This window comes from Microbacterium sp. LWH13-1.2 (assembly GCF_038397735.1).
Taxonomy (GTDB): Bacteria; Actinomycetota; Actinomycetes; order Actinomycetales; family Microbacteriaceae; genus Microbacterium.
Window position 1 is genome coordinate 2,711,684 of record NZ_CP151635.1, and the last position, 17,570, is coordinate 2,729,253.

Consider the following 17,570-nt stretch of genomic DNA (forward strand, 5'->3'; position numbering starts at 1 on the left):
TGTTAACGATTATCGGTAATAACGAAGATCGATAAGGAGTGGATGATGACCTCGACGAAGAACCGCACGCTCTCCCGCGGCGACACCGGAGCCCTGATCGGGTTCTGCATCGCCGGGGTCGCGATCGCCGCGTACATCACGGTGTTCTCGATCATCCGGATCGTCGAGCTCGCCCGCGGCGTCGACGTCCCGGTGCTCGCCGAGTTCATCGGATCGAAGACTCCGGTCGACCTGCCACTCACCACGGGCGACAGCATCTCCGTCGGACTCGACAGCGCCGTGATCACGGCACCTCAGCTGCCGACGGTCGCGGCCGTACCCGGCATCATGGGGCAGATCGCGCAGATCCTGACGATCGTCGTCGTGATCGGATGCCTCATCGTGCTGGCCCGCAGCGTTCTCGCCGGCCGCGTCTTCAGCCGCCGCAACACCGCTCTTGCGTCGACCGCGGGCATCACCGGACTCGTCGGCTTCGCCGCCGTCCGCTTCTTCGACAACATGCTCGCCAATGCGACGATCGCCCACATCACCGACAACGGAGTCGAGAACGCCGTCATCAGCGTCGAGCCCTTCACCTTCGTGCTCGCGGCGTTCGTCCTCGCGCTCATCGGCACGGTCTTCGTGGTCGGCGATCGCCTGCAGCGCGACAAGGCCACTCTCGAGGATGAAACACGGGGTCTCGTGTGAGCCCGGCGGAGAACGACGACGAGCTCACCGGCATCCACTGCCGTCTCGACGAACTGCTCGCCGCGCGAGGGATGACGCTGACCGAGCTGAGCGCCCGCGTGGGCGTGAGCATCGTGAATCTGTCGGTGCTGAAGAACGACAGGGCCAGGGCCATCCGGTACTCGACCCTGCGCGCGATCTGCGACGCGCTCGACTGCGAGGTCGGCGACCTGCTCGTACTCGCCTGATCGCCTGATCCCCCGTCAGGCGACCGGAGGCTGCGGCGGCTGAGACTGCGCGACCGGCGCGAGCGGTTCGACCACCACGGCCGTGCCGTAGGCGCAGATCTCGGTGAAGTTCGCGATCGAGCCTGCATCGAAGCGCATCGCCACGATCGCGTTGCCGCCGCGCTGCTGAGCCTCGGCCCACATGCGCTGCATCACGACCTGCCGCGCCTCGTACATGACCTGCGTGAACTCGGGGATCTCACCGCCGCCGAGCGAGCGGAACCCGGCGGTGAACCCCTGCCCGAAGTCGGTCGAGCGCACCGTCAGTCCCATGACCTCCCCCAGCACCTGAGTGATGCGATAACCCGGGATGTCGTTCGTCGTCACCATGAACATGAGGACATCGTGCCATGCCCCGGCACCGATGCGGAGTACCAGCGCGAGACGAATCGGCACAACCCCTTCTATGCATTCGCTGTGAGCCGATAGCGTTGAGCGCATGAAGCTCAACGACCGGAACCTGCGCACCTCCTCCCGCCTCCTCATGGCGCTGCCCATCGCAGCACTCGCCTTCTCGCTCGCCGCGTGCGGTGGATCCACTCGCCCGACCGCCGATATGGTCGCCGACGGGCTCGACGAGTTCTTCACCTCGCAGGGCCAGGAGCTGCCCGACGGCGCCTCCGAGTGCTTCGCCGGCTACCTGGTGGACTCCGAGCTCAGCAACGAGACCCTCACGTTCCTCGCCAACGGCGAGGACAAGCAGTCCAGCGAGGCGGACAAGGCCCTGACGACGAAGATCCTCCAGGACAACCTCCAGGAGTGCGCGGGCTGACCCGCACCATTCCGATCGACGAAGGATGACGGATGCTTCGGCATCCGTCATCCTTCGTCATCTCGGCCTCGGGACTCCGGCACGGCTCATAGCGTGGACGGAAGCGCGCACACGGCGCGCATCGATTCTGGAGTCCCCAATCCAATGAGCACCACCGTCCGCGCCACGAAGGCGCCAGACACCCGCGGACCCGTCCGGAAGCTGCTGACGTCATTCGGCTTCCAGATCCTCGCAGCCCTCGTCCTCGGCATCGCCGCAGGTCTCATCGCCCGCCAGCTGGGCGCCACGGCAGACAGCCCCAACGGCCTCTCGGCCACGCTCGACACGATCGGCAGCTCGTACGTCACGCTGCTGCGCACCGCCGTCGTGCCGCTGATCTTCACCGCGATCGTCGCCAGCATCTCGAACCTGCGACGCGTGCAGAACGCCGCGCGTCTCGCCGGTCAGACCCTGCTCTGGTTCGCCATCACCGCGTTCATCGCCGTGACCATCGGCATCGTCCTGGGCCTCGTCATCCAGCCCGGTTCGCGCGCCGGCGACGGACTCGAGCCGAGCGACCCCTACACGGTGGGCACGTGGTGGAACTTCCTCCTCGGCCTGATCCCGCAGAACTTCCTCGGACTCAGCGTCAGCACCAACCCCGGCGCCGCCGAGGGCACGTTCTCGTCGAGCGTGAACTTCAACATCCTGCAGATCATCGTGATCGCGGTCGCCGTGGGCATCGCGGCGCTCAAGGCCGGCAAGAAGGCCGAGCCGTTCCTCGCGTTCACCGAGTCGCTGCTCAAGGTCATCCAGCGGGTGCTGTGGTGGATCATCCGCATCGCCCCGCTCGGCACCTTCGGCCTGATCGGTGCGGCGGTCGTCAAGTACGGCTGGGAGAAGCTCGCGTCGCTCGGCTGGTTCGCGATCGCCGTCTACATCGGCCTCGCTCTCGTGCTCTTCGTCGTCTACCCGATCCTCGTCAAGACGAACGGCCTCTCGATCACGCAGTACTTCTCGGGCGTGTGGCCCGCCGTGCAGCTGGCCTTCGTCAGCCGCTCGTCGATCGGCACCCTGCCCCTCACCGAGCGCGTCACCGAGCGCAACCTGGGCGTGCCCCGCTCGTACGCCTCGTTCGCCGTGCCGTTCGGCGCGACGACCAAGATGGACGGCTGCGCCGCGATCTACCCTGCCATCGCCGCGATCTTCGTCGCGCAGTTCTTCGGCATCGAGCTGAACCTCGTGCAGTACCTGCTGATCGTGCTCGTCTCGGTCGTCGGCTCCGCCGCCACCGCAGGCACCACGGGCGCGACGGTCATGCTCACGCTGACGCTGTCGACGCTGGGCCTGCCGCTCGAGGGCGTCGGCCTGCTGCTCGCGATCGACCCGATCCTCGACATGGGCCGCACCGCGGTCAACGTCGCGGGCCAGGCGCTCGTGCCGACGATCGTCGCCAAGCGCGAGGGCATCCTCGACGAGGAGCTCTACAACGCCCCGCGCGAGGGCCTGCCCTTCGCCGACGACTCCGACGACGACGAGGCACCCGAGGCGGATGCCTCAGCATCCGAGAAGGAGCCGGCCGGCACTCGCTGACCCTTCGCCGCACAGATCGAGCGCCTCGCCCCACTCGGGGGCGGGGCGCTCGTCTATCTCCCGCTACGCGCGACCCTGCAGACGCGTGGCGGCGCGGGTGTCGAGGGCGAGCTCCTCGGCATCCATCGCGGCCATCAGCTCGCGCATGACCTCCTCGTCGAGGTTGCCGGCGTCTCGCTCTGCGAGGAGGATGTCACGGCGCACCTGCAGCCACCCGCGGGTGAGCGCTGCGAGGTCTTCGTACGAGGGGCGGGTCACCGCCTCCTCGACCTCCTGCGCCTCGTCTGCGGCCTTCTCGACCCGGGTCATGCGCTTGGTGAAGGCATCGAAGACGCCGATGTCGACGCTGCCGTACTTGTCGACCCACTCATCGCGCTTCGCCGCGAGGAAGGCCTTGCCCGCCTCGCGGCTCTTGGCCTTGACATCGGCGATCGCGCGCTCGTCCTCTTCGTCATCGACGTCGCTGGCGATGCCGAGACTGCGGATCAGCAGCGGCAGGGTCAGGCCCTGCAGGAGCAGCGTGCCGAGGGTCACGACGTAGGCGACGACGACGATCGCGTGCGACGGCTCGGTGTCGAGCGCAGCGAGATCGGCTGCGGCGAGCGCGGTCGCCAGCGTCACCACACCGCGCATGCCCGCCCACGAGATGACGGCGTTGTCCTTCCAGGTCAGCTGCAGTCCTGCCATGCGGTCGCGCACGATCTTGGAGCGCAGCTCTTCGGCGCTGTACTGCTTCCAGCGTTTCGAGTCGCGGCGGCGCTCGTCGAAGGCTCCGGACTCGACCGTTCGATCCCAGCGTTCCAACCGTTTGCGGTCTTGGAAGTTCGCCCACCCGTTCGCCGGGTACACGTAGAGCGGCCGTACGAGCAAGACGACGAGCAGCACGACACCCGACAGCATCAGGATGCGACCGACCTCCTCGCCGCCGAGGTCGCTGAGCACGCGCGGGAACTGCAGGCCGATGTAGGCGAACACGAAGCTCTCGAGCAGCAGGTCGGCCGAGAGCCAGAGGGGCGCCTCCTGCTGACGGGTCGTGTAGTCGGTGCGGGGCGAGTTGTATCCGACGTACAGGCCCATCGCGACGACCGCGAGCACGCCCGAGCCGAGCAGGTGCTCGGCGATCGCATATGCGCCGAACGGTGCGAGCAGCCCGAAGGTGCCGATCACGACCGGGTCGCTGATGCGCATGCGCAGCTGGTGCAGCACGATGCCGAAGACGAGTCCGACCGCGACGCCGACGCCGACCGCGAGCAGGAACTGCCAGATGCCGTCCCAGACGGTCAGGGTCGCCCCGGCGATGATCGCCGCGAACACGCGATAGAGGGTCAGCGAGGTCGCATCGTTGATCAGGCTCTCTCCCGACAGCACCGTCATGATGCGGCGCGGAAGCCCGAGCTTGCGGCCGATGGCCGCGGCCGAGACCGCATCGGGCGGTGCCACGATGGCACCGAGCAGCAGCGCGCCCGGCAGGGTCAGCGACGGCAGGATCCACCACGCCACCAGGCCCACGGCGACAGCCGTGAGCAGCACGAGGGTGACGCCGAGGCGCCGGATCTGCGGCAGGCTGCGCTTGAAGCCCACGAACGACACGTCGAGCGCCGCCGAATACAGCAGCGGCGGCAGCACGAGGTTCAGCAGCAGGTGCCCGTCGATCTCGACCTCGGGAACGAACGGCAGGAAGGATGCCGCGAGCGCGACCACCGTGACGAGCAGCGGAGCCGGCCATCCGCGCCATCGGGCGATCGCCGCCACGACGACAGCACCGACGAGCACGTAGAAGATCTCGGCATCCATGCCTTTTAAAGTACTGCCCGTCGGCCCGGGAACGGGGTCGCGGGCGCGGGGTCGCCGGTGCGAGCGTGCGGGGTCGCCGGGTCAGTCCCCGCCGTCGGCGAGTTCGTCGCGGAGCCCGGCGTTCTCGTCCTCGAGATCGAGCACGCGCCGGATGCCGACGATGTTGATCCCCTCGACGCGCAGACCCGTCACACGGCGGATGCGTTCGAGGTCATCGTCGCTGTAGCGACGGGTACCCCCGTCGCTGCGCGCAGGAGTGACGAGACCCTTCGCCTCGAACAGACGCAGGCTGGCCTCGGGGACGCCGCTCAGCTGGGCGGCGACGGCGATGCCGTACACCGGCATGCTCGGATCACGACCAGCCATCGCAGACTTCCTTTCGCAGTGCTTGCATTCTATCCCGACTTGTTCTATAAAAAATCTATAGCAACGGTTGCAGATAATCTGCATCCACAACGCCCACCCGGGCCACACGAAAGGAGACACTCATGGCCATGTCCTTCGATCCGTTCAGTCAGCTCGACCGCTTCGCTGCGAGCGTGCTGGACTCCGTCCGCGCACCGCGTCTCATGCCGGTGGACCTCTACCGCGACGGCGACAGGTACGTCCTGCACGCCGATCTTCCCGGCATCGATCCGGGCTCGATCGACGTCGACCTCGACGGCGGCCAGCTCACCATCCGCGCGCAGCGCACTGCCGACGGCCGCGAAGGCGTCCGCTGGCTCGCCCGCGAGCGTGGATCAGGCTCGTTCCTCCGTCAGTTCTCGCTCGGCGATGGAGTGGACCTCGACGCGATCAGCGCCTCGTATGAGAGCGGCGTGCTCTCGGTGATCATCCCGGTCAGCGAGCGCGCGAAGCCCCGCAAGATCGAGGTCGAGTCGAGCGACAACCGACAGTCGATCGCTGCCTGACAGCACGGGGGCCGGGGCACACCCGGCCCCCACTTCCTCTTCTGGAAAGGACGACCCATGCACAACCCCGCTGCACTCGACCGCTTCCTGCGCGGGATGGAGTACCCGGCGACGCGCGACGACCTGCTGCGCGAAGCAGCCCGTGACGGTCTCGGCTCCGACGATCGAGCGGTGCTCGCTCGGCTTCCCGAGCAGAGCTTCAGCGCGGCCTGGCACATCCGCTACCACCTCGCACGCCACGCTCTGGCCGAGGAGTTCTCGCCGTCGGCATCCTCCTCCCTCGCCGCAGCGTGACGACCCACCGGGCACGATGGGGCGGGCGGGAATGCCCCGCCCGCCCCCGCCGTTGCATTCGGGGATGACTTCCACCGCGCTCTCCGTCCTCGACCTCGTCCCTGTTCGCACCGGCCAGACCAGTGCCGAGGCGATCTCCTCCTCCCTCGATCTCGCCGCGACCGCCGACCGCCTCGGCTATCGCCGCTACTGGTTCGCCGAGCACCACAACATGCCGGCCGTGGCATCCACCACTCCCCCGGTGCTGATCGCCGCCGCCGCGATGCGCACGACGAAGATCCGTCTGGGATCCGGCGGTGTCATGCTGCCCAACCACGCTCCGCTGATCGTCGCCGAGCAGTTCGCCGCGCTCGAGGCGATCGCGCCCGGACGCATCGACCTCGGCCTCGGACGCGCTCCCGGCAGCGACCCGGTCATCACTCAGCTGCTGCGCGGGTCGGGAACGACGAGCGACGTCGAGCAGTTCCCCCGCAACGTCCAGGACATCGCTGCTCTCCTCTCTGGCGACGGCGCGACCGTGCGCTTCACGTCGGGTGGGGAGTACACGGTGAACGCGACGCCCGCCGCCACCGGCAGCCCCGAGGTCTGGCTGCTCGGATCGAGCGACTACTCCGCCCAGCTCGCGGCATCGCACGGGCTGCCCTACGTCTTCGCGAACCACTTCTCGGGCCAGGGCCTCGAGCGCGCGCTCGACCTGTACCGCACCGGCTACCAGCCGAGCGAGGAGCACCCCGAGCCCCGCACCTTCCTGACGGTCAACGTCGTGGCCTCGCCCACCCAGGAGGAGGCCGAGGCCCGCGCGCTCCCCCAGCTGCGCATGATGTCGCGCCTGCGTCTGAACAAGCCACTGACCGCACTCGAGACGGTCGAAGAGGCACTGGCCGCCGAGCCGAATGCCGCGACCGACCAGGTCGTCGAAGCCGCACGCTCCCGCTGGTTCGTCGGAACGGGCGAATCCGTCGCCGAAGAGGTGCGCGCGTTCGCGACGAAGTGGGGCGTCGACGAGGTCATGCTGTCGCCCGTCGCGGGAGCCTACGAATCCGAGCCGCGCGACTCCGCCGCCGGCCGCGCCCAGACGCTGGAGCTCGTCGCCGCGGCGCTCTGATCGACCGCGACGCGTCCCGCCCGCGGGCGTGGATGGTCAAAAGCGCACGCCTGAGGGCCGCGTGGGATGCGTTTTTGACCACGCTCCTCCGCACCGATGCTCTTTCGACCATCCATCGGCGTACGGGCGACGTCGCTGACGCGACGACGACCTGAATCACTCCTCCACCACTGCGGCGGGTGAGACCGACTTATGCACAGCTCCCGGTCCGCAACGCGCAACTCTCCGAATCGCGCTTCCCGGACGCGGATGCTGGGGAGATGCGTCGTCGATCTGTGCTGCCGCCCACACTCGGAGCCACCTTCACCGTTCGAGCGGCAACGGCAGCGGGGGTGGGACGCGGACGTGCGGCAGCCGCCGACCTGCACCGCCCCTTCCACGGTGTGCGATCGCTCACGCCTCAGACGACACCTCTGCACAGAGTGTTCGCGCTCGCCTCGCGACTGAGACCGGGACAGCTGATCGGGGGCGCGACCGCGATGCGCGTCTGGGGCTATCCCGTTCCGGGCTCTTGGAAGGTCACCGACGATATCGACGTCGTCGTGGCGACGGATGCCGTCCGGCCGCGCACGCGGGGTGTGAGGAGTCGAAGGCTCGCAACCGGCAGAGCACAGCTGTGGTGGATCGGCCGCGTCCCCGTCGTCGACCCTATAACCGCACTCTTCCTCTGCGTCGCGTCGTTCACCGACGACGAGCTCGTGGTGGCCCTCGACGCTCTCGTCACGACCGCAGACAACTACCCGGGGCTGCGCGCCGACCGCCCCCTGCACACGGTCGAGGAGATCGATCAACGCCTGCGCCACTGGGGGCGCTTCGCCGGGTGCGCGCGCGTGCGAGCTGCGCTGCCCGCGGTGCGTGCGGCCGTCGAGTCCCCGAAGGAGACCGAGACGCGTCTGCTGCTCGTCGCGGCAGGCCTTCCCGAGCCGGTGGTCCAGCACGAGATCCGTCGCGACGGGGTGATCATCGCGAGAAGCGACCTCGCGTATCCCGAGCTCCGAATCGCCGTCGAATACGAGGGCGACGGACACCGAACCGACCGCGACCAGTGGCGCCGTGACATTCAGCGGCAGCGAGAACTCGAGGACACCGGCTGGATCGTCATCCGAGTGACGCAACTCGACCTCGACGACGGAGGACGGATGCTGCTCGACCGCATCCGCCGTGCGATCGCGTCTCGCTCCTGACATCGCCCCCGCTGCCCCTGCGCCCGTGCCTGCGCCCGTGCCGGCGCCTGCCCGCCGCTCTCCTCACGTGCGCACGACCGCCCCGCACGACCGACGCGCTGAGTGGTCAATAACGCATCCCCACCAGCCCGTAGCCGTGACTTTTCGACCACCCACCGACCGGATGCTGCGCTTGTGACCACGCGCCGCCGCACCGGCGCCCGCGCCCCCAGCGTCAGGGGCTGGTATTCCGGTGCGCCGGGGCGTACCCTCACCAGCAACGGAAGGGGTTCGATGATGAGCACGACCAAGACTCTGTCCCTCTGGGTGGCGTACGGCACGAACGGAGTCGTCGGCAGCATCCGACACGATGACGGGGGATACACCGTCGTCATGGCCGGAGCGGATGCCGCGACGGGCACGTACCCGAACCTGGAATCGGCCAAGGGTGCGCTGCATTCGCACATGCTGCCAGGCAGCGGCTGGCCGATGTTCCGCGAGCACTGACTCGAGAGCGCTGACACCGGAACGGGGAACAAGGGGAAGAGGGGCGACGCGGTCGCGGGGCACCCCCGCGACCGTCGTACGCTGACTGCATGCGCCACGCCACCTCCCTCGCTCCTGCTGCCATGCTGACGGTCGAGGAGCAGCAGGCGAAGGTGTTGGCCGCCACCCGACCGCTCGGCGCAGAGTCGGTGCCGATCGCGCTGGCCGCCGGCCGCACCCTCGCGGACGACGTGCGCGCCCGGGTCGATGTGCCGCTGTTCGACAACTCCGCGATGGACGGATACGTCGTCATCTTCGCCGACGTCGAGGCAGCGACGGCCGAGCACCCCGCCGAATTACGCGTCATCGCCGACCTGCCAGCGGGTTCGTCCGAGGAGCCCGAGCTGCGTCCGGGGCTGGCCGCTCGGATCATGACCGGCGCTCCCGTGCCCCGCACGGCGACCGTCGTCGTGCCCTTCGAACACACCCGTGACGGGCTGCAGACCTGGAACGCCCCGGCCATCGTGACCACGGCCCCTGCCCGCGAGGGCGCTCACATCCGCCGCCGCGGAGAGGAACTGCGCGCCGGTGCAGTCGTCGCTCCGGCGGGCACCGTGCTCGGGCCGCTGCAGCTGACGGCCATCGCGGCCACGGGCATCGACACCGTGCAAGTGCGTCGCCGCCCCCGGGTCGCCGTGATCTCGACGGGCACCGAGCTCGCCGCCCCCGGCGCAGACCTGGCCCGAGGGCAGATCCCCGAGTCGAACTCGGTGCTGCTCGCGTCGATGTGCGCCGAGGCGGGCGCCGACGTCATCTCTGTCGACACGGTGACCGACGAGGATGCCGCCTTCACAGCCCTCGTCGACCGTGCGCTGCGCGCCGGCCGCGTCGATGTCGTGGTCACCTCGGGCGGCGTCAGCGCCGGCGCCCACGAGGTCGTCAAGAACGTGCTGCGCGATCGCATCGAGTTCGTCGCGGTCGCCATGCAGCCCGGCAGACCGCAGGCGTTCGGACGAATAGACGACGCGCTGATCTTCGGCCTGCCGGGCAATCCGGCGAGCGTCGCCGCCTCGTTCGAGGCGTTCGTGCGCCCGGCACTGCTCGCTCTCCAGGGGCGTGAGCCGGTGCAGCGCCCGATGCTGCGTCTCGCGACCACGGCCGGGTGGCGCAGCCCGGCAGGGCGACAGCAGTATGTGCCGGTGACCCTCGACCGATCCGACCCCGCCGCCTGGGCGGTGCACCCGGCAGCCGCCGACGGGTCGTCCGGCGCGCACCTCGCCGCAGGACTCGCCAGAGCGGATGCCTACGCCGTCGTGCCCGCCGAGGTCTCGACGGTGGTCGCCGGTGACCACGTCGACGTGATGCTGCTCTCGTGACCGCAGCAAGCGCCGCAGCAAGCGCCGCAGCAAGCGCCGCAGCAAGCGCCGCAGCAAGCGCCGCCGACGCGAGCGCCGCCGACATGAGCCGCGCAACCGCGGCGATCATCCTCGCGGGCGGGCGGGCGTCTCGACTCGACGGTGCCGCCAAGCCGCTGCTCGAAGTCGGCGGTCGCACGCTGCTCGATCGGGTGGTCGCGGCCGTCACAGGCTGCGACCCCATCATCATCGTCGGTCCGCCGACACCCGTGCACGGCGAAGTCGTCTGGACCCGCGAGACCCCCGAGTTCGGCGGCCCGGTCGCCGGCATCGCGGCCGGACTCGCACGCACCGAGAGCGCTGACGTGTTCGTGCTGGCGGCCGACCTGCCGAACGCCGAAGAGGCGGTCGCGCTGCTGCGTCGGCATCCGCCCCTCGCCAGCGGCGAAGACGGCGTCTGCCTGACCGACGACTCCGGACGGATGCAGTGGCTGATCGGGCTCTATCGCACCGACGCGCTGCGCCGAGCTGTCGCCGCCCTCCCCGACGGCGGCCGAGACGCATCCATCCGTTCGCTGCTCGCGGGCCTCACCATCGTCGCGGTGCCGGCGGGAGGCCTGGCGACGGACGTCGACACGTGGGACGATCTCGAACGAGCCCGCGCCACGGCCCAGGCGCTCACCCGCAACGGCACCGACGCCGACGCAGACGCCGACCACGACAACGGCACCGACGCCCCGCGTGGCAGCGCACCGAACGAGGAGACGACATGACAGACAGCCCGCAGCACCTTCCGGTCGAGGCCCTCGAGGAGTGGACCACCGCTGCCTGCGCAGCCCTCGAGATCGACCGCGAGTCGGTCGACATCGCCCTTCTCCTCGACCTCGCCCGTGACGTCGCGCACGGCGTCGCCCGCCCCGCCGCACCACTCAGCGCCTACCTCGCCGGCCTCGCCGCAGGGCGTGCCGGCGGCAGCCGTGAGGACACCGCCGCAGCAGCCGCAGCGATCACCGCACTCGCCGCGACCTGGCGCGCCGACGACCGGGTTTCCTGAAGTTCTCTCATCCACGACCTTCCCGATGTGATGGAGAAGTAATCGTCCGGTAATCGCATTCGTGCGGCCCTGCAACATCCGCCGCCTACGTTCAGAGCATTCACCTCTCGAACGCAGGAGCCGCGATGTCCCAGATCACCGGAAGAAGCAGCGTCGACACCCACGCCGTGACCCTCACGCGTCGTCCTGGCCGGTGGATCGACGGGTGGAATCCCGAGGATGCGACGTTCTGGGCCGCCGAGGGCAAGGCGATCGCCACACGCAACCTCGGGTGGTCGATCTTCGCCGAGTTCCTCGGCTTCATCATCTGGCAGCTCTGGAGCATCGTCGTCGTGCTGCTTCCCGCCGCCGGCTTCACTCTGAGCACCACGGAATCGTTCTGGCTGATCTCGCTGCCCAGCCTCGTCGGCGCGACGCTGCGGTTCCCGTACACGTTCCTCGTCGCCCGTTTCGGTGGGCGCAACTGGACCATCGTCTCGGCGCTGCTGCTGCTCATCCCGGCGATCCTGCTCGGCGTCGTCGTGCAGGACCCCGAGACCCCGTTCGGCGTGCTGCTCGTGGTGGCGGCACTGGCCGGCTTCGGCGGCGGCAACTTCGCGAGCTCGATGGCGAACATCACCTACTTCTTCCCGCAGAAGGAGAAGGGATGGGCGCTCGGGCTCAACGCCGCCGGCGGAAACCTGGGCACCTCGGTCGCCCAGCTCGCGGTGCCGATCGTCGTCTCGGTCACCGCCGCGTTCACGGTCAACCTCTCGCTCGCGGGCTGGATGTGGGTGCCGCTGATCCTCGTGGCCGTCTGGGGCGCATGGCGCCACATGGACAACCTGTCGTCCGCCAAGGCCGACTTCGCGGGGGCCGCCGCGGCCCTCCGCGAACCCCACCTGTGGGTGCTGTCGCTGCTCTACATCGGCACCTTCGGATCGTTCATCGGCTTCTCCAGCGTCTTCCCGAAGCTCATCGCCGACACGTTCCCCGAGTTCTCGACGTTCCAGATCGGCAGTGCGTCACTGTCGCTCGCGTTCCTCGGCGCTCTGGTCGGCTCGCTCGCCCGCCCCTACGGCGGAAAGCTCGCCGACCGTCTCGGCGGAGCACGGATGACGATCGCCGCGTTCTCGCTCATGATCGTCGGGGCGCTCTCGCTGCTGGTCACCCTGGAGGCGGACAGCTTCGCCCTCTTCCTCGGATGCTTCCTGCTGCTGTTCATCGCGGCGGGCGTCGGCAACGGGGCGACCTACCGGATGATCCCCAACGTCTTCGCAGCCCGGGGCGCCGCGACCGCAGGCGACGCGCTCGCGGTCAGCACCCAGCGCAAAGGCGCGGCCGCCCTCGGTCTGATCTCGGCGATCGGAGCCTACGGCGGATTCGTGATCCCGCAGGTGCTCGCCGCCGCGAAGAGCGGCACGGGCTCGTACGCACCGGCCTTCGGCGGATTCGTCGCCGCCTACGTCGTGCTGCTCCTGATCACGATCTTCGTCTACGTCATTCCGCGGGCTTCCCTCGCCGGACACCGGATCTGACCGTGCCGGAGCGCATCGTCGTCATCGGAGCAGGGCCCGTCGGCATCCGGTTCGCCGAGGAGCTGCTGCCCCTGGTGGCCTCGGGCAGGGCGACGGTGGCCGTGCTGGGCGCCGAGACTGCGCATCCGTACAACCGGGTGCTGATCGCCGAGCTCGCGGTGGGCGAGGTCTCGGCCGACGAGCTCACCCTGGCCACAGCAGCGGGCATCCCGGGCATCGATCTGCGTCTCGGGGCCCGAGCGGTGCGCATCGACCGCGAGGCGCAGCTGGTCGAGCTTGCCGACGGGTCGGCCGTCGACTACGACCGGCTCGTGCTCGCGACCGGAGCGCGCCCGATCATCCCGACGCTCGACGGACTCGAGACCCTCGGCCCCGACGCGACCGGTCTCGACACGAGCCTCACCGCGGGCGTCTGCGTGCTGCGCGACCTCACGGATGCCGAGCAGGTGCGCGCCGTGGTCGAGCGCGGCGGGCGTGTCGTGGTGCTCGGTGCCGGCGTGCTCGGGATCGAGCTCGCCATGCTGCTCGCCGATGCCGGCGCCGTTCCCTCGGTCGCCCACTTCGGTCCGATGCCGATGCCCCGCCAGCTCGATCGCGGCTCGGCGTCGATCCTGTCGACCGCGCTCGCCTCGGCCGGCGTCACGCTCGTTCCGCACACCCGCGCCGAAGGGGTGATCGGCGTCGAGGGCGACGACGGCATCCGGCGGTTCCGGGCCCTCGCCAGCGCCGACGGCAAGCGCATCGAGGGAGACCTGCTGGTGCTCTCGTGCGGGGTGCGGGCGCGCACCGAGCTCGCCGAGGCCGCAGGCCTTCGCGTCGGCAACGGCGTGCTCGTCGACGCCTCGCTGCGGTCATGGTCGGATCCCCTCATCCACGCGATCGGAGACTGCGCGCACATCGCCGACCCCGCCGAGTTCCTGCACGAGCGCCAGGTGCCCGGTGGGGCCGCAGGCCTCGTCGGCCCCGGATGGCGGCAGGCGAGCTGGCTGGCAGCGGCCATCGCGGCCGAGCTGAGCGGCGGTGCAGACGACGACGAGTCCACAAGCGGGTTCGCCGATGAGCATCCCGGTGTCGTCGTGCTCAAGGGCGAGCTGGTCGACATCGCCTCGGCCGGCGACGTCTCGGCCGATCCCTTCGCGCCGACCCCCGTCGGGGAGGACGCCCCGGGCATCGCGGTCTGGGCCGACCCCGAGCACGGCACCTACGTCAAGATGGCGACGCGAGACGGCATCCTCACCGGATTCGTGGCGGTCGGGATGCCGCGGGCCGCCGCCGAACTGAGCGTGCTGTATCTGCGCGGCGGCGAGCTGCCGGCCGACCGGTCGCTGCTGCTTCGGCTCGACGACCCGGATGCCGATACGGTGGCTCCCGCCGGCCGCGACGCGACGCTGTGCATCTGCAACGCGGTGACCGTCGGTCAGGTCGAGGATGCGGTCGACGACGGTTGCACCTCGGTCGCCGCGGTCGGCGACTGCACCCGCGCAGGCACCGGATGCGGGGGATGCCGCGCCCGCATCACCGAACTGCTGCACGCCCGCGCGGAGGCCGTCGCATGACCGACACCCACTGCCCCTACTGCGCGCTGCAGTGCGCGATGACCTTGACCCCCACAGCCGAAGCCGCTCTGCCGGTGACCGTCGCCGGGCGCGACTTCCCCACCAATCGCGGCGGCCTGTGCAAGAAGGGCTGGACCTCCGCCGAGCTGCTCGCCGACACCGGGCGCCTCACCACTCCCCTGGTGCGGGGCGATGACGGCGAACTGCACCCGGCGGAGTGGGACGCCACCCTCGACCTGATCGCCGATCGGCTGCGCAGGATCGCCTCCGACGACGGCCCCGACGCGATCGGGGTCTTCGGCGGCGGCGGGCTCACGAACGAGAAGGCCTACCAGCTCGGCAAGTTCGCCCGCATAGCGCTGCGCACCTCGCGCATCGACTACAACGGACGCTTCTGCATGTCGTCCGCCGCAGCCGCCGCCAACCGCTCCTTCGGGATCGACCGGGGTCTCCCCTTCCCTCTGACCGACCTCGACACCGCCGAGACGGTTCTCCTGCTCGGCTCGAACGTCGGCGACACCATGCCTCCGTTCGTCTCCCATCTGCAGGGCGCCAGGGCTCGCGGCGGTCTCATCGTCGTCGATCCTCGGCGCAGCTCGACCGCACGGCTGTGCGCCGCCGGCGCAGGCATCCATGTGCAGCCTGTGCCGGGCACCGACCTCGCCCTGCTGCTGGCGCTGACCCACGTCGTGATCTCCGAGGAGCTGTACGACTCCGGCTACGTGCGCCAGCGCACCTCGGGCCTCGATGCGCTCCGCCAGTCGGTGTCAGCCTGGTGGCCCGAGCGCGCCGAGACCGTCACCGGAGTGCCCGCGCGCAGCATCCGGGAACTCGCCCGCCGATTGGCGGAGTCCGACTCGACGTACATCCTCACCGGGCGCGGGGTCGAGCAGCACGTCGACGGCACCGACACCGCCACCGCGGCCATCAACCTGGCACTGGTGCTCGGGCTGCCCGGCACTCCGGGGTGCGGCTACGGCACGCTCACCGGCCAGGGCAACGGGCAGGGCGGACGCGAGCACGGACAGAAGGCCGACCAGCTGCCCGGATACCGGTCGATCACCGATCCGGCCGCGCGGGCCTCGGTGGCAGCGGTGTGGGGCGTCGATCCCGACGACCTGCCGGGCCCCGGGGTGCCTGCCGTCGAGCTGCTGCAGAGCGCCGGCCTGCCCGGCGGCGTTCGCGCGCTGCTCGTTCACGGCTCCAACGTCTTCGTGTCTGCGCCGAACGTGCAGACCGTGCGCGACGCCTTGCGCAGGCTCGAGCTGCTCGTCGTCTCGGACTTCTTCCTCTCCGAGACCGCGAAGGCCGCCGACATCGTGCTCCCTGTGCTGCAGTGGGCCGAGGAGGAAGGCACGATGACGAACCTCGAGGGTCGCGTACTGCGGCGTCGGCGAGCCGTCGACGCCCCCGCCGGGGCCCGCAGCGAGCTCTGGGTCATGGCCGAGCTCGCACGCCGCCTCGACGCACCCGGCGCGTGGAGCCTCGACCCGTCGGAGGTGTTCGACGAGCTCGCCCGCGCATCCGCCGGCGGCCGCGCCGACTACTCGGGACTCAGCCACGCACTGCTCGACATGGGCATCGAGGCGCACTGGCCGTTCCCGATCGGAAGCCTCGGCACACCCCGACTGTTCGCCGACCGGTTCGCGCATGCCGACGGGCGCGCGAAGCTCGTGGCCGTGCGGGCTCGCTCGCATCCCGCGGCGAGCGCCGATCGACTGAACCTCGTCACCGGACGACTGCTCGAGCAGTACCAGAGCGGTGCGCAGACCCGCCGCATCCCCGAGCTGACCGAGAAGCGGCCCACGCTCGTCGCCCAGCTGCATCCGGCCACCGCGCGTCGTCACGGGATCGGCGAGGGCGACGGCATCCGCCTCTCCAACTCCCGAGGCACCGTGCAGGCACGCGCCGAGCTGACGCACGACATCCGGCCCGACACGGTGTTCCTGCCGTTCCACTATCCCGATGCCGAGAGCGCGAACCTGCTCACCGACGACCGGGTCGATCCGCACTCGGCCATGCCCGAGTTCAAACGGGCGCTCGTGCAGCTGAGCGCCGTCTGACCCGGGGCGGGTCTCAGTCCTCGGGTTCGCCCGAGAGGATGCCGCGCAGCCAGTCGCGCGCCTCGACGAACACGTCGTCGTCGTAACGGTCGGGATACTGCACGATCTGCCGGTCGGCCCGCGGGTACGACCCGAGGAAGACCACGCGAGGGCTGAAACGACGGATGCCGAGCAGGGCGTCGGCCATGCGCTCGTGCTCGATGTGACCGTCGGCGTCGATCACGAACCGGTAGCGCCCCAGCTCGTCGCCGATCGGTCGCGATTGGATGAGCGAGAGGTTGATGCCTCGGGTCGAGAACTGCTCGAGCATCTCGAGGAGAGACCCGGGGTGATCGTTGGGCAGCTCGACGATCAGCGAGGTCTTGTCGGCACCGGTCGGAGCCGGTGCCGTGGTGGTGCGGGTGACGAGGACGAAGCGAGTGACGGCCTGGGCGTTGTCGCCGATGTCCTCAGCCAGGACGTCGACGTCGAGGTGCTTCACGACCCCGGGAGCGGCGATCGCCGCCTGCGCGGGAAGACCACCGTCGAGCATGCCGATCGCCGAGGCGACGTTGCTCGCCGCGGGCACGTGCGAGTGCGTCGGCAGGTGCTCGCCGAGCCAGCTGTGGCACTGCGCATAGGCGACGGGGTGCGCTGCGATGACCTGCACGTCTGCCAGCGTGGTGCCGCGGGGCGCCACGAGCACGAAGTTCACCGGTACCAGGTACTCGCCGACGATCCGCAGGCCCGGCAGCGTGGCCAAGGCATCCTGTGTCGTCGAGACGCCGCCCTCGACCGAGTTCTCGATCGCGATCATGGCGGCATCGCTGCGGCCCTCGAGCACGTCGGCGAGCGCCTCGCCGACGTTGTGCACGGCGCGCCAGTCCTGTCCGCGCGCCTCGGCGACCTGTTCGAGCGCCGCTTCGGTGAACGTTCCGGCAGGGCCGAGATAGCTGTAAGTGCGGCGTTCAGTCACGCGTTTCACCTTAGGGCAAC

At 69.8% G+C, this 17,570-nt stretch carries 19 protein-coding genes; 15 read left to right on the top strand and 4 right to left on the bottom strand.

The features are described 5' to 3' along the window. Positions 1–45 precede the first annotated feature (45 nt). Together MRBLWH13_RS13075 and MRBLWH13_RS13080 are read left to right on the top strand one after the other, a co-directional pair. Positions 46–687 carry a hypothetical protein gene (locus tag MRBLWH13_RS13075; RefSeq protein WP_341955393.1) on the top strand — a complete coding sequence of 214 codons (642 nt, stop codon included), beginning with the start codon at positions 46–48 and terminating at the stop codon, positions 685–687. Next, positions 684–914 (top strand): helix-turn-helix transcriptional regulator, encoded by a 231-nt coding sequence (locus MRBLWH13_RS13080; RefSeq protein ID WP_341955394.1) that lies wholly within the window; start codon positions 684–686, stop codon positions 912–914. Before MRBLWH13_RS13075 ends, MRBLWH13_RS13080 begins: the two co-directional genes overlap by 4 nt. A 15-nt stretch (positions 915–929) precedes the next feature. Here MRBLWH13_RS13080 and MRBLWH13_RS13085 read toward each other — a convergent pair whose 3' ends face one another. Then, positions 930–1,349 (bottom strand): YbjQ family protein, encoded by a 420-nt coding sequence (locus tag MRBLWH13_RS13085; RefSeq protein WP_341955395.1) that lies wholly within the window; start codon positions 1,347–1,349, stop codon positions 930–932. 43 nt (positions 1,350–1,392) lie between these two features. Between MRBLWH13_RS13085 and MRBLWH13_RS13090 the strand changes: the two genes are divergently transcribed. Both MRBLWH13_RS13090 and MRBLWH13_RS13095 read left to right on the top strand, forming a co-directional pair. Beyond that, entirely contained in the window at positions 1,393–1,725 is a 333-nt protein-coding gene (locus tag MRBLWH13_RS13090; protein WP_056313351.1) for a hypothetical protein, read from the top strand. Positions 1,726–1,869: 144 nt separating this feature from the next. Next, on the top strand, positions 1,870–3,297 hold the full coding sequence (locus tag MRBLWH13_RS13095) for a dicarboxylate/amino acid:cation symporter (protein ID WP_341955396.1): 1,428 nt from the start codon (positions 1,870–1,872) through the stop codon (positions 3,295–3,297). Positions 3,298–3,360: 63 nt separating this feature from the next. Here the strand turns inward: MRBLWH13_RS13095 and MRBLWH13_RS13100 are convergent, their stop codons facing one another. Further along, on the bottom strand, positions 3,361–5,091 hold the full coding sequence (locus MRBLWH13_RS13100; RefSeq protein WP_341955397.1) for a cation:proton antiporter: 1,731 nt from the start codon (positions 5,089–5,091) through the stop codon (positions 3,361–3,363). An 81-nt stretch (positions 5,092–5,172) separates the two neighbouring features. Beyond that, a complete protein-coding gene (locus MRBLWH13_RS13105; RefSeq protein ID WP_341955398.1) occupies positions 5,173–5,457 on the bottom strand; it encodes a MerR family transcriptional regulator in 285 nt (94 codons plus the stop codon). Between the two features lie 122 nt (positions 5,458–5,579). Here MRBLWH13_RS13105 and MRBLWH13_RS13110 point away from each other — a divergent pair, with 122 nt between their 5' ends. The 11 genes from MRBLWH13_RS13110 (at position 5,580) to MRBLWH13_RS13160 (ending at position 16,595) form a co-directional block, all read left to right on the top strand. Then, a complete protein-coding gene (locus tag MRBLWH13_RS13110) occupies positions 5,580–6,002 on the top strand; it encodes an Hsp20/alpha crystallin family protein (RefSeq protein WP_341955399.1) in 423 nt (140 codons plus the stop codon). 57 nt (positions 6,003–6,059) lie between these two features. Next, positions 6,060–6,296, top strand: coding sequence for a DUF2795 domain-containing protein (locus tag MRBLWH13_RS13115; RefSeq protein ID WP_341955400.1), 237 nt, complete (start codon positions 6,060–6,062; stop codon positions 6,294–6,296). Between the two features lie 64 nt (positions 6,297–6,360). Continuing rightward, the gene (locus MRBLWH13_RS13120) at positions 6,361–7,401 is read left to right on the top strand and encodes an LLM class flavin-dependent oxidoreductase (RefSeq protein WP_341955401.1); all 1,041 of its coding nucleotides are present in this window, start codon (positions 6,361–6,363) and stop codon (positions 7,399–7,401) included. Positions 7,402–7,661: 260 nt separating this feature from the next. Beyond that, entirely contained in the window at positions 7,662–8,585 is a 924-nt protein-coding gene (locus MRBLWH13_RS13125; protein WP_341955402.1) for a hypothetical protein, read from the top strand. Positions 8,586–8,861: 276 nt separating this feature from the next. After that, positions 8,862–9,071: a methyltransferase gene (locus MRBLWH13_RS13130; protein ID WP_341955403.1), complete on the top strand. Its 210-nt coding sequence runs from the start codon at positions 8,862–8,864 to the stop codon at positions 9,069–9,071. Between the two features lie 89 nt (positions 9,072–9,160). Continuing rightward, positions 9,161–10,426 carry a gephyrin-like molybdotransferase Glp gene (gene glp, locus MRBLWH13_RS13135; protein WP_341955404.1) on the top strand — a complete coding sequence of 422 codons (1,266 nt, stop codon included), beginning with the start codon at positions 9,161–9,163 and terminating at the stop codon, positions 10,424–10,426. Further along, the gene (locus MRBLWH13_RS13140; RefSeq protein ID WP_341955405.1) at positions 10,423–11,178 is read left to right on the top strand and encodes a molybdenum cofactor guanylyltransferase; all 756 of its coding nucleotides are present in this window, start codon (positions 10,423–10,425) and stop codon (positions 11,176–11,178) included. Before glp ends, MRBLWH13_RS13140 begins: the two co-directional genes overlap by 4 nt. After that, positions 11,175–11,459: a DUF6457 domain-containing protein gene (locus MRBLWH13_RS13145; protein ID WP_341955406.1), complete on the top strand. Its 285-nt coding sequence runs from the start codon at positions 11,175–11,177 to the stop codon at positions 11,457–11,459. The genes MRBLWH13_RS13140 and MRBLWH13_RS13145 overlap by 4 nt, the downstream gene beginning before the upstream one ends. A gap of 125 nt (positions 11,460–11,584) precedes the next feature. Next, positions 11,585–12,976, top strand: coding sequence for an MFS transporter (locus MRBLWH13_RS13150; RefSeq protein ID WP_341955407.1), 1,392 nt, complete (start codon positions 11,585–11,587; stop codon positions 12,974–12,976). 2 nt (positions 12,977–12,978) lie between these two features. After that, entirely contained in the window at positions 12,979–14,532 is a 1,554-nt protein-coding gene (locus MRBLWH13_RS13155) for an FAD-dependent oxidoreductase (protein ID WP_341955408.1), read from the top strand. Next, positions 14,529–16,595 (top strand): molybdopterin oxidoreductase family protein, encoded by a 2,067-nt coding sequence (locus MRBLWH13_RS13160; RefSeq protein WP_341955409.1) that lies wholly within the window; start codon positions 14,529–14,531, stop codon positions 16,593–16,595. The genes MRBLWH13_RS13155 and MRBLWH13_RS13160 overlap by 4 nt, the downstream gene beginning before the upstream one ends. 13 nt (positions 16,596–16,608) lie before the next feature. Here the strand turns inward: MRBLWH13_RS13160 and pheA are convergent, their stop codons facing one another. Beyond that, a complete protein-coding gene (gene pheA / locus MRBLWH13_RS13165) occupies positions 16,609–17,559 on the bottom strand; it encodes a prephenate dehydratase (RefSeq protein ID WP_341955410.1) in 951 nt (316 codons plus the stop codon). Between the last annotated feature and the right edge of the window lie 11 nt (positions 17,560–17,570).

Coding starts and splice junctions, on each gene's coding strand:
- MRBLWH13_RS13075 (WP_341955393.1), top strand. CDS start 46: ATGACCTCGACGAAGAACCGCACGCTCTCCCGCGGCGACACCGGAGCC.
- MRBLWH13_RS13090 (WP_056313351.1), top strand. CDS start 1,393: ATGAAGCTCAACGACCGGAACCTGCGCACCTCCTCCCGCCTCCTCATG.
- MRBLWH13_RS13095 (WP_341955396.1), top strand. CDS start 1,870: ATGAGCACCACCGTCCGCGCCACGAAGGCGCCAGACACCCGCGGACCC.
- MRBLWH13_RS13100 (WP_341955397.1), bottom strand. CDS start 5,091: ATGGATGCCGAGATCTTCTACGTGCTCGTCGGTGCTGTCGTCGTGGCG.
- MRBLWH13_RS13105 (WP_341955398.1), bottom strand. CDS start 5,457: ATGGCTGGTCGTGATCCGAGCATGCCGGTGTACGGCATCGCCGTCGCC.
- MRBLWH13_RS13110 (WP_341955399.1), top strand. CDS start 5,580: ATGGCCATGTCCTTCGATCCGTTCAGTCAGCTCGACCGCTTCGCTGCG.
- MRBLWH13_RS13115 (WP_341955400.1), top strand. CDS start 6,060: ATGCACAACCCCGCTGCACTCGACCGCTTCCTGCGCGGGATGGAGTAC.
- MRBLWH13_RS13120 (WP_341955401.1), top strand. CDS start 6,361: ATGACTTCCACCGCGCTCTCCGTCCTCGACCTCGTCCCTGTTCGCACC.
- MRBLWH13_RS13125 (WP_341955402.1), top strand. CDS start 7,662: ATGCGTCGTCGATCTGTGCTGCCGCCCACACTCGGAGCCACCTTCACC.
- MRBLWH13_RS13130 (WP_341955403.1), top strand. CDS start 8,862: ATGAGCACGACCAAGACTCTGTCCCTCTGGGTGGCGTACGGCACGAAC.
- glp (WP_341955404.1), top strand. CDS start 9,161: ATGCGCCACGCCACCTCCCTCGCTCCTGCTGCCATGCTGACGGTCGAG.
- MRBLWH13_RS13145 (WP_341955406.1), top strand. CDS start 11,175: ATGACAGACAGCCCGCAGCACCTTCCGGTCGAGGCCCTCGAGGAGTGG.
- MRBLWH13_RS13150 (WP_341955407.1), top strand. CDS start 11,585: ATGTCCCAGATCACCGGAAGAAGCAGCGTCGACACCCACGCCGTGACC.
- MRBLWH13_RS13160 (WP_341955409.1), top strand. CDS start 14,529: ATGACCGACACCCACTGCCCCTACTGCGCGCTGCAGTGCGCGATGACC.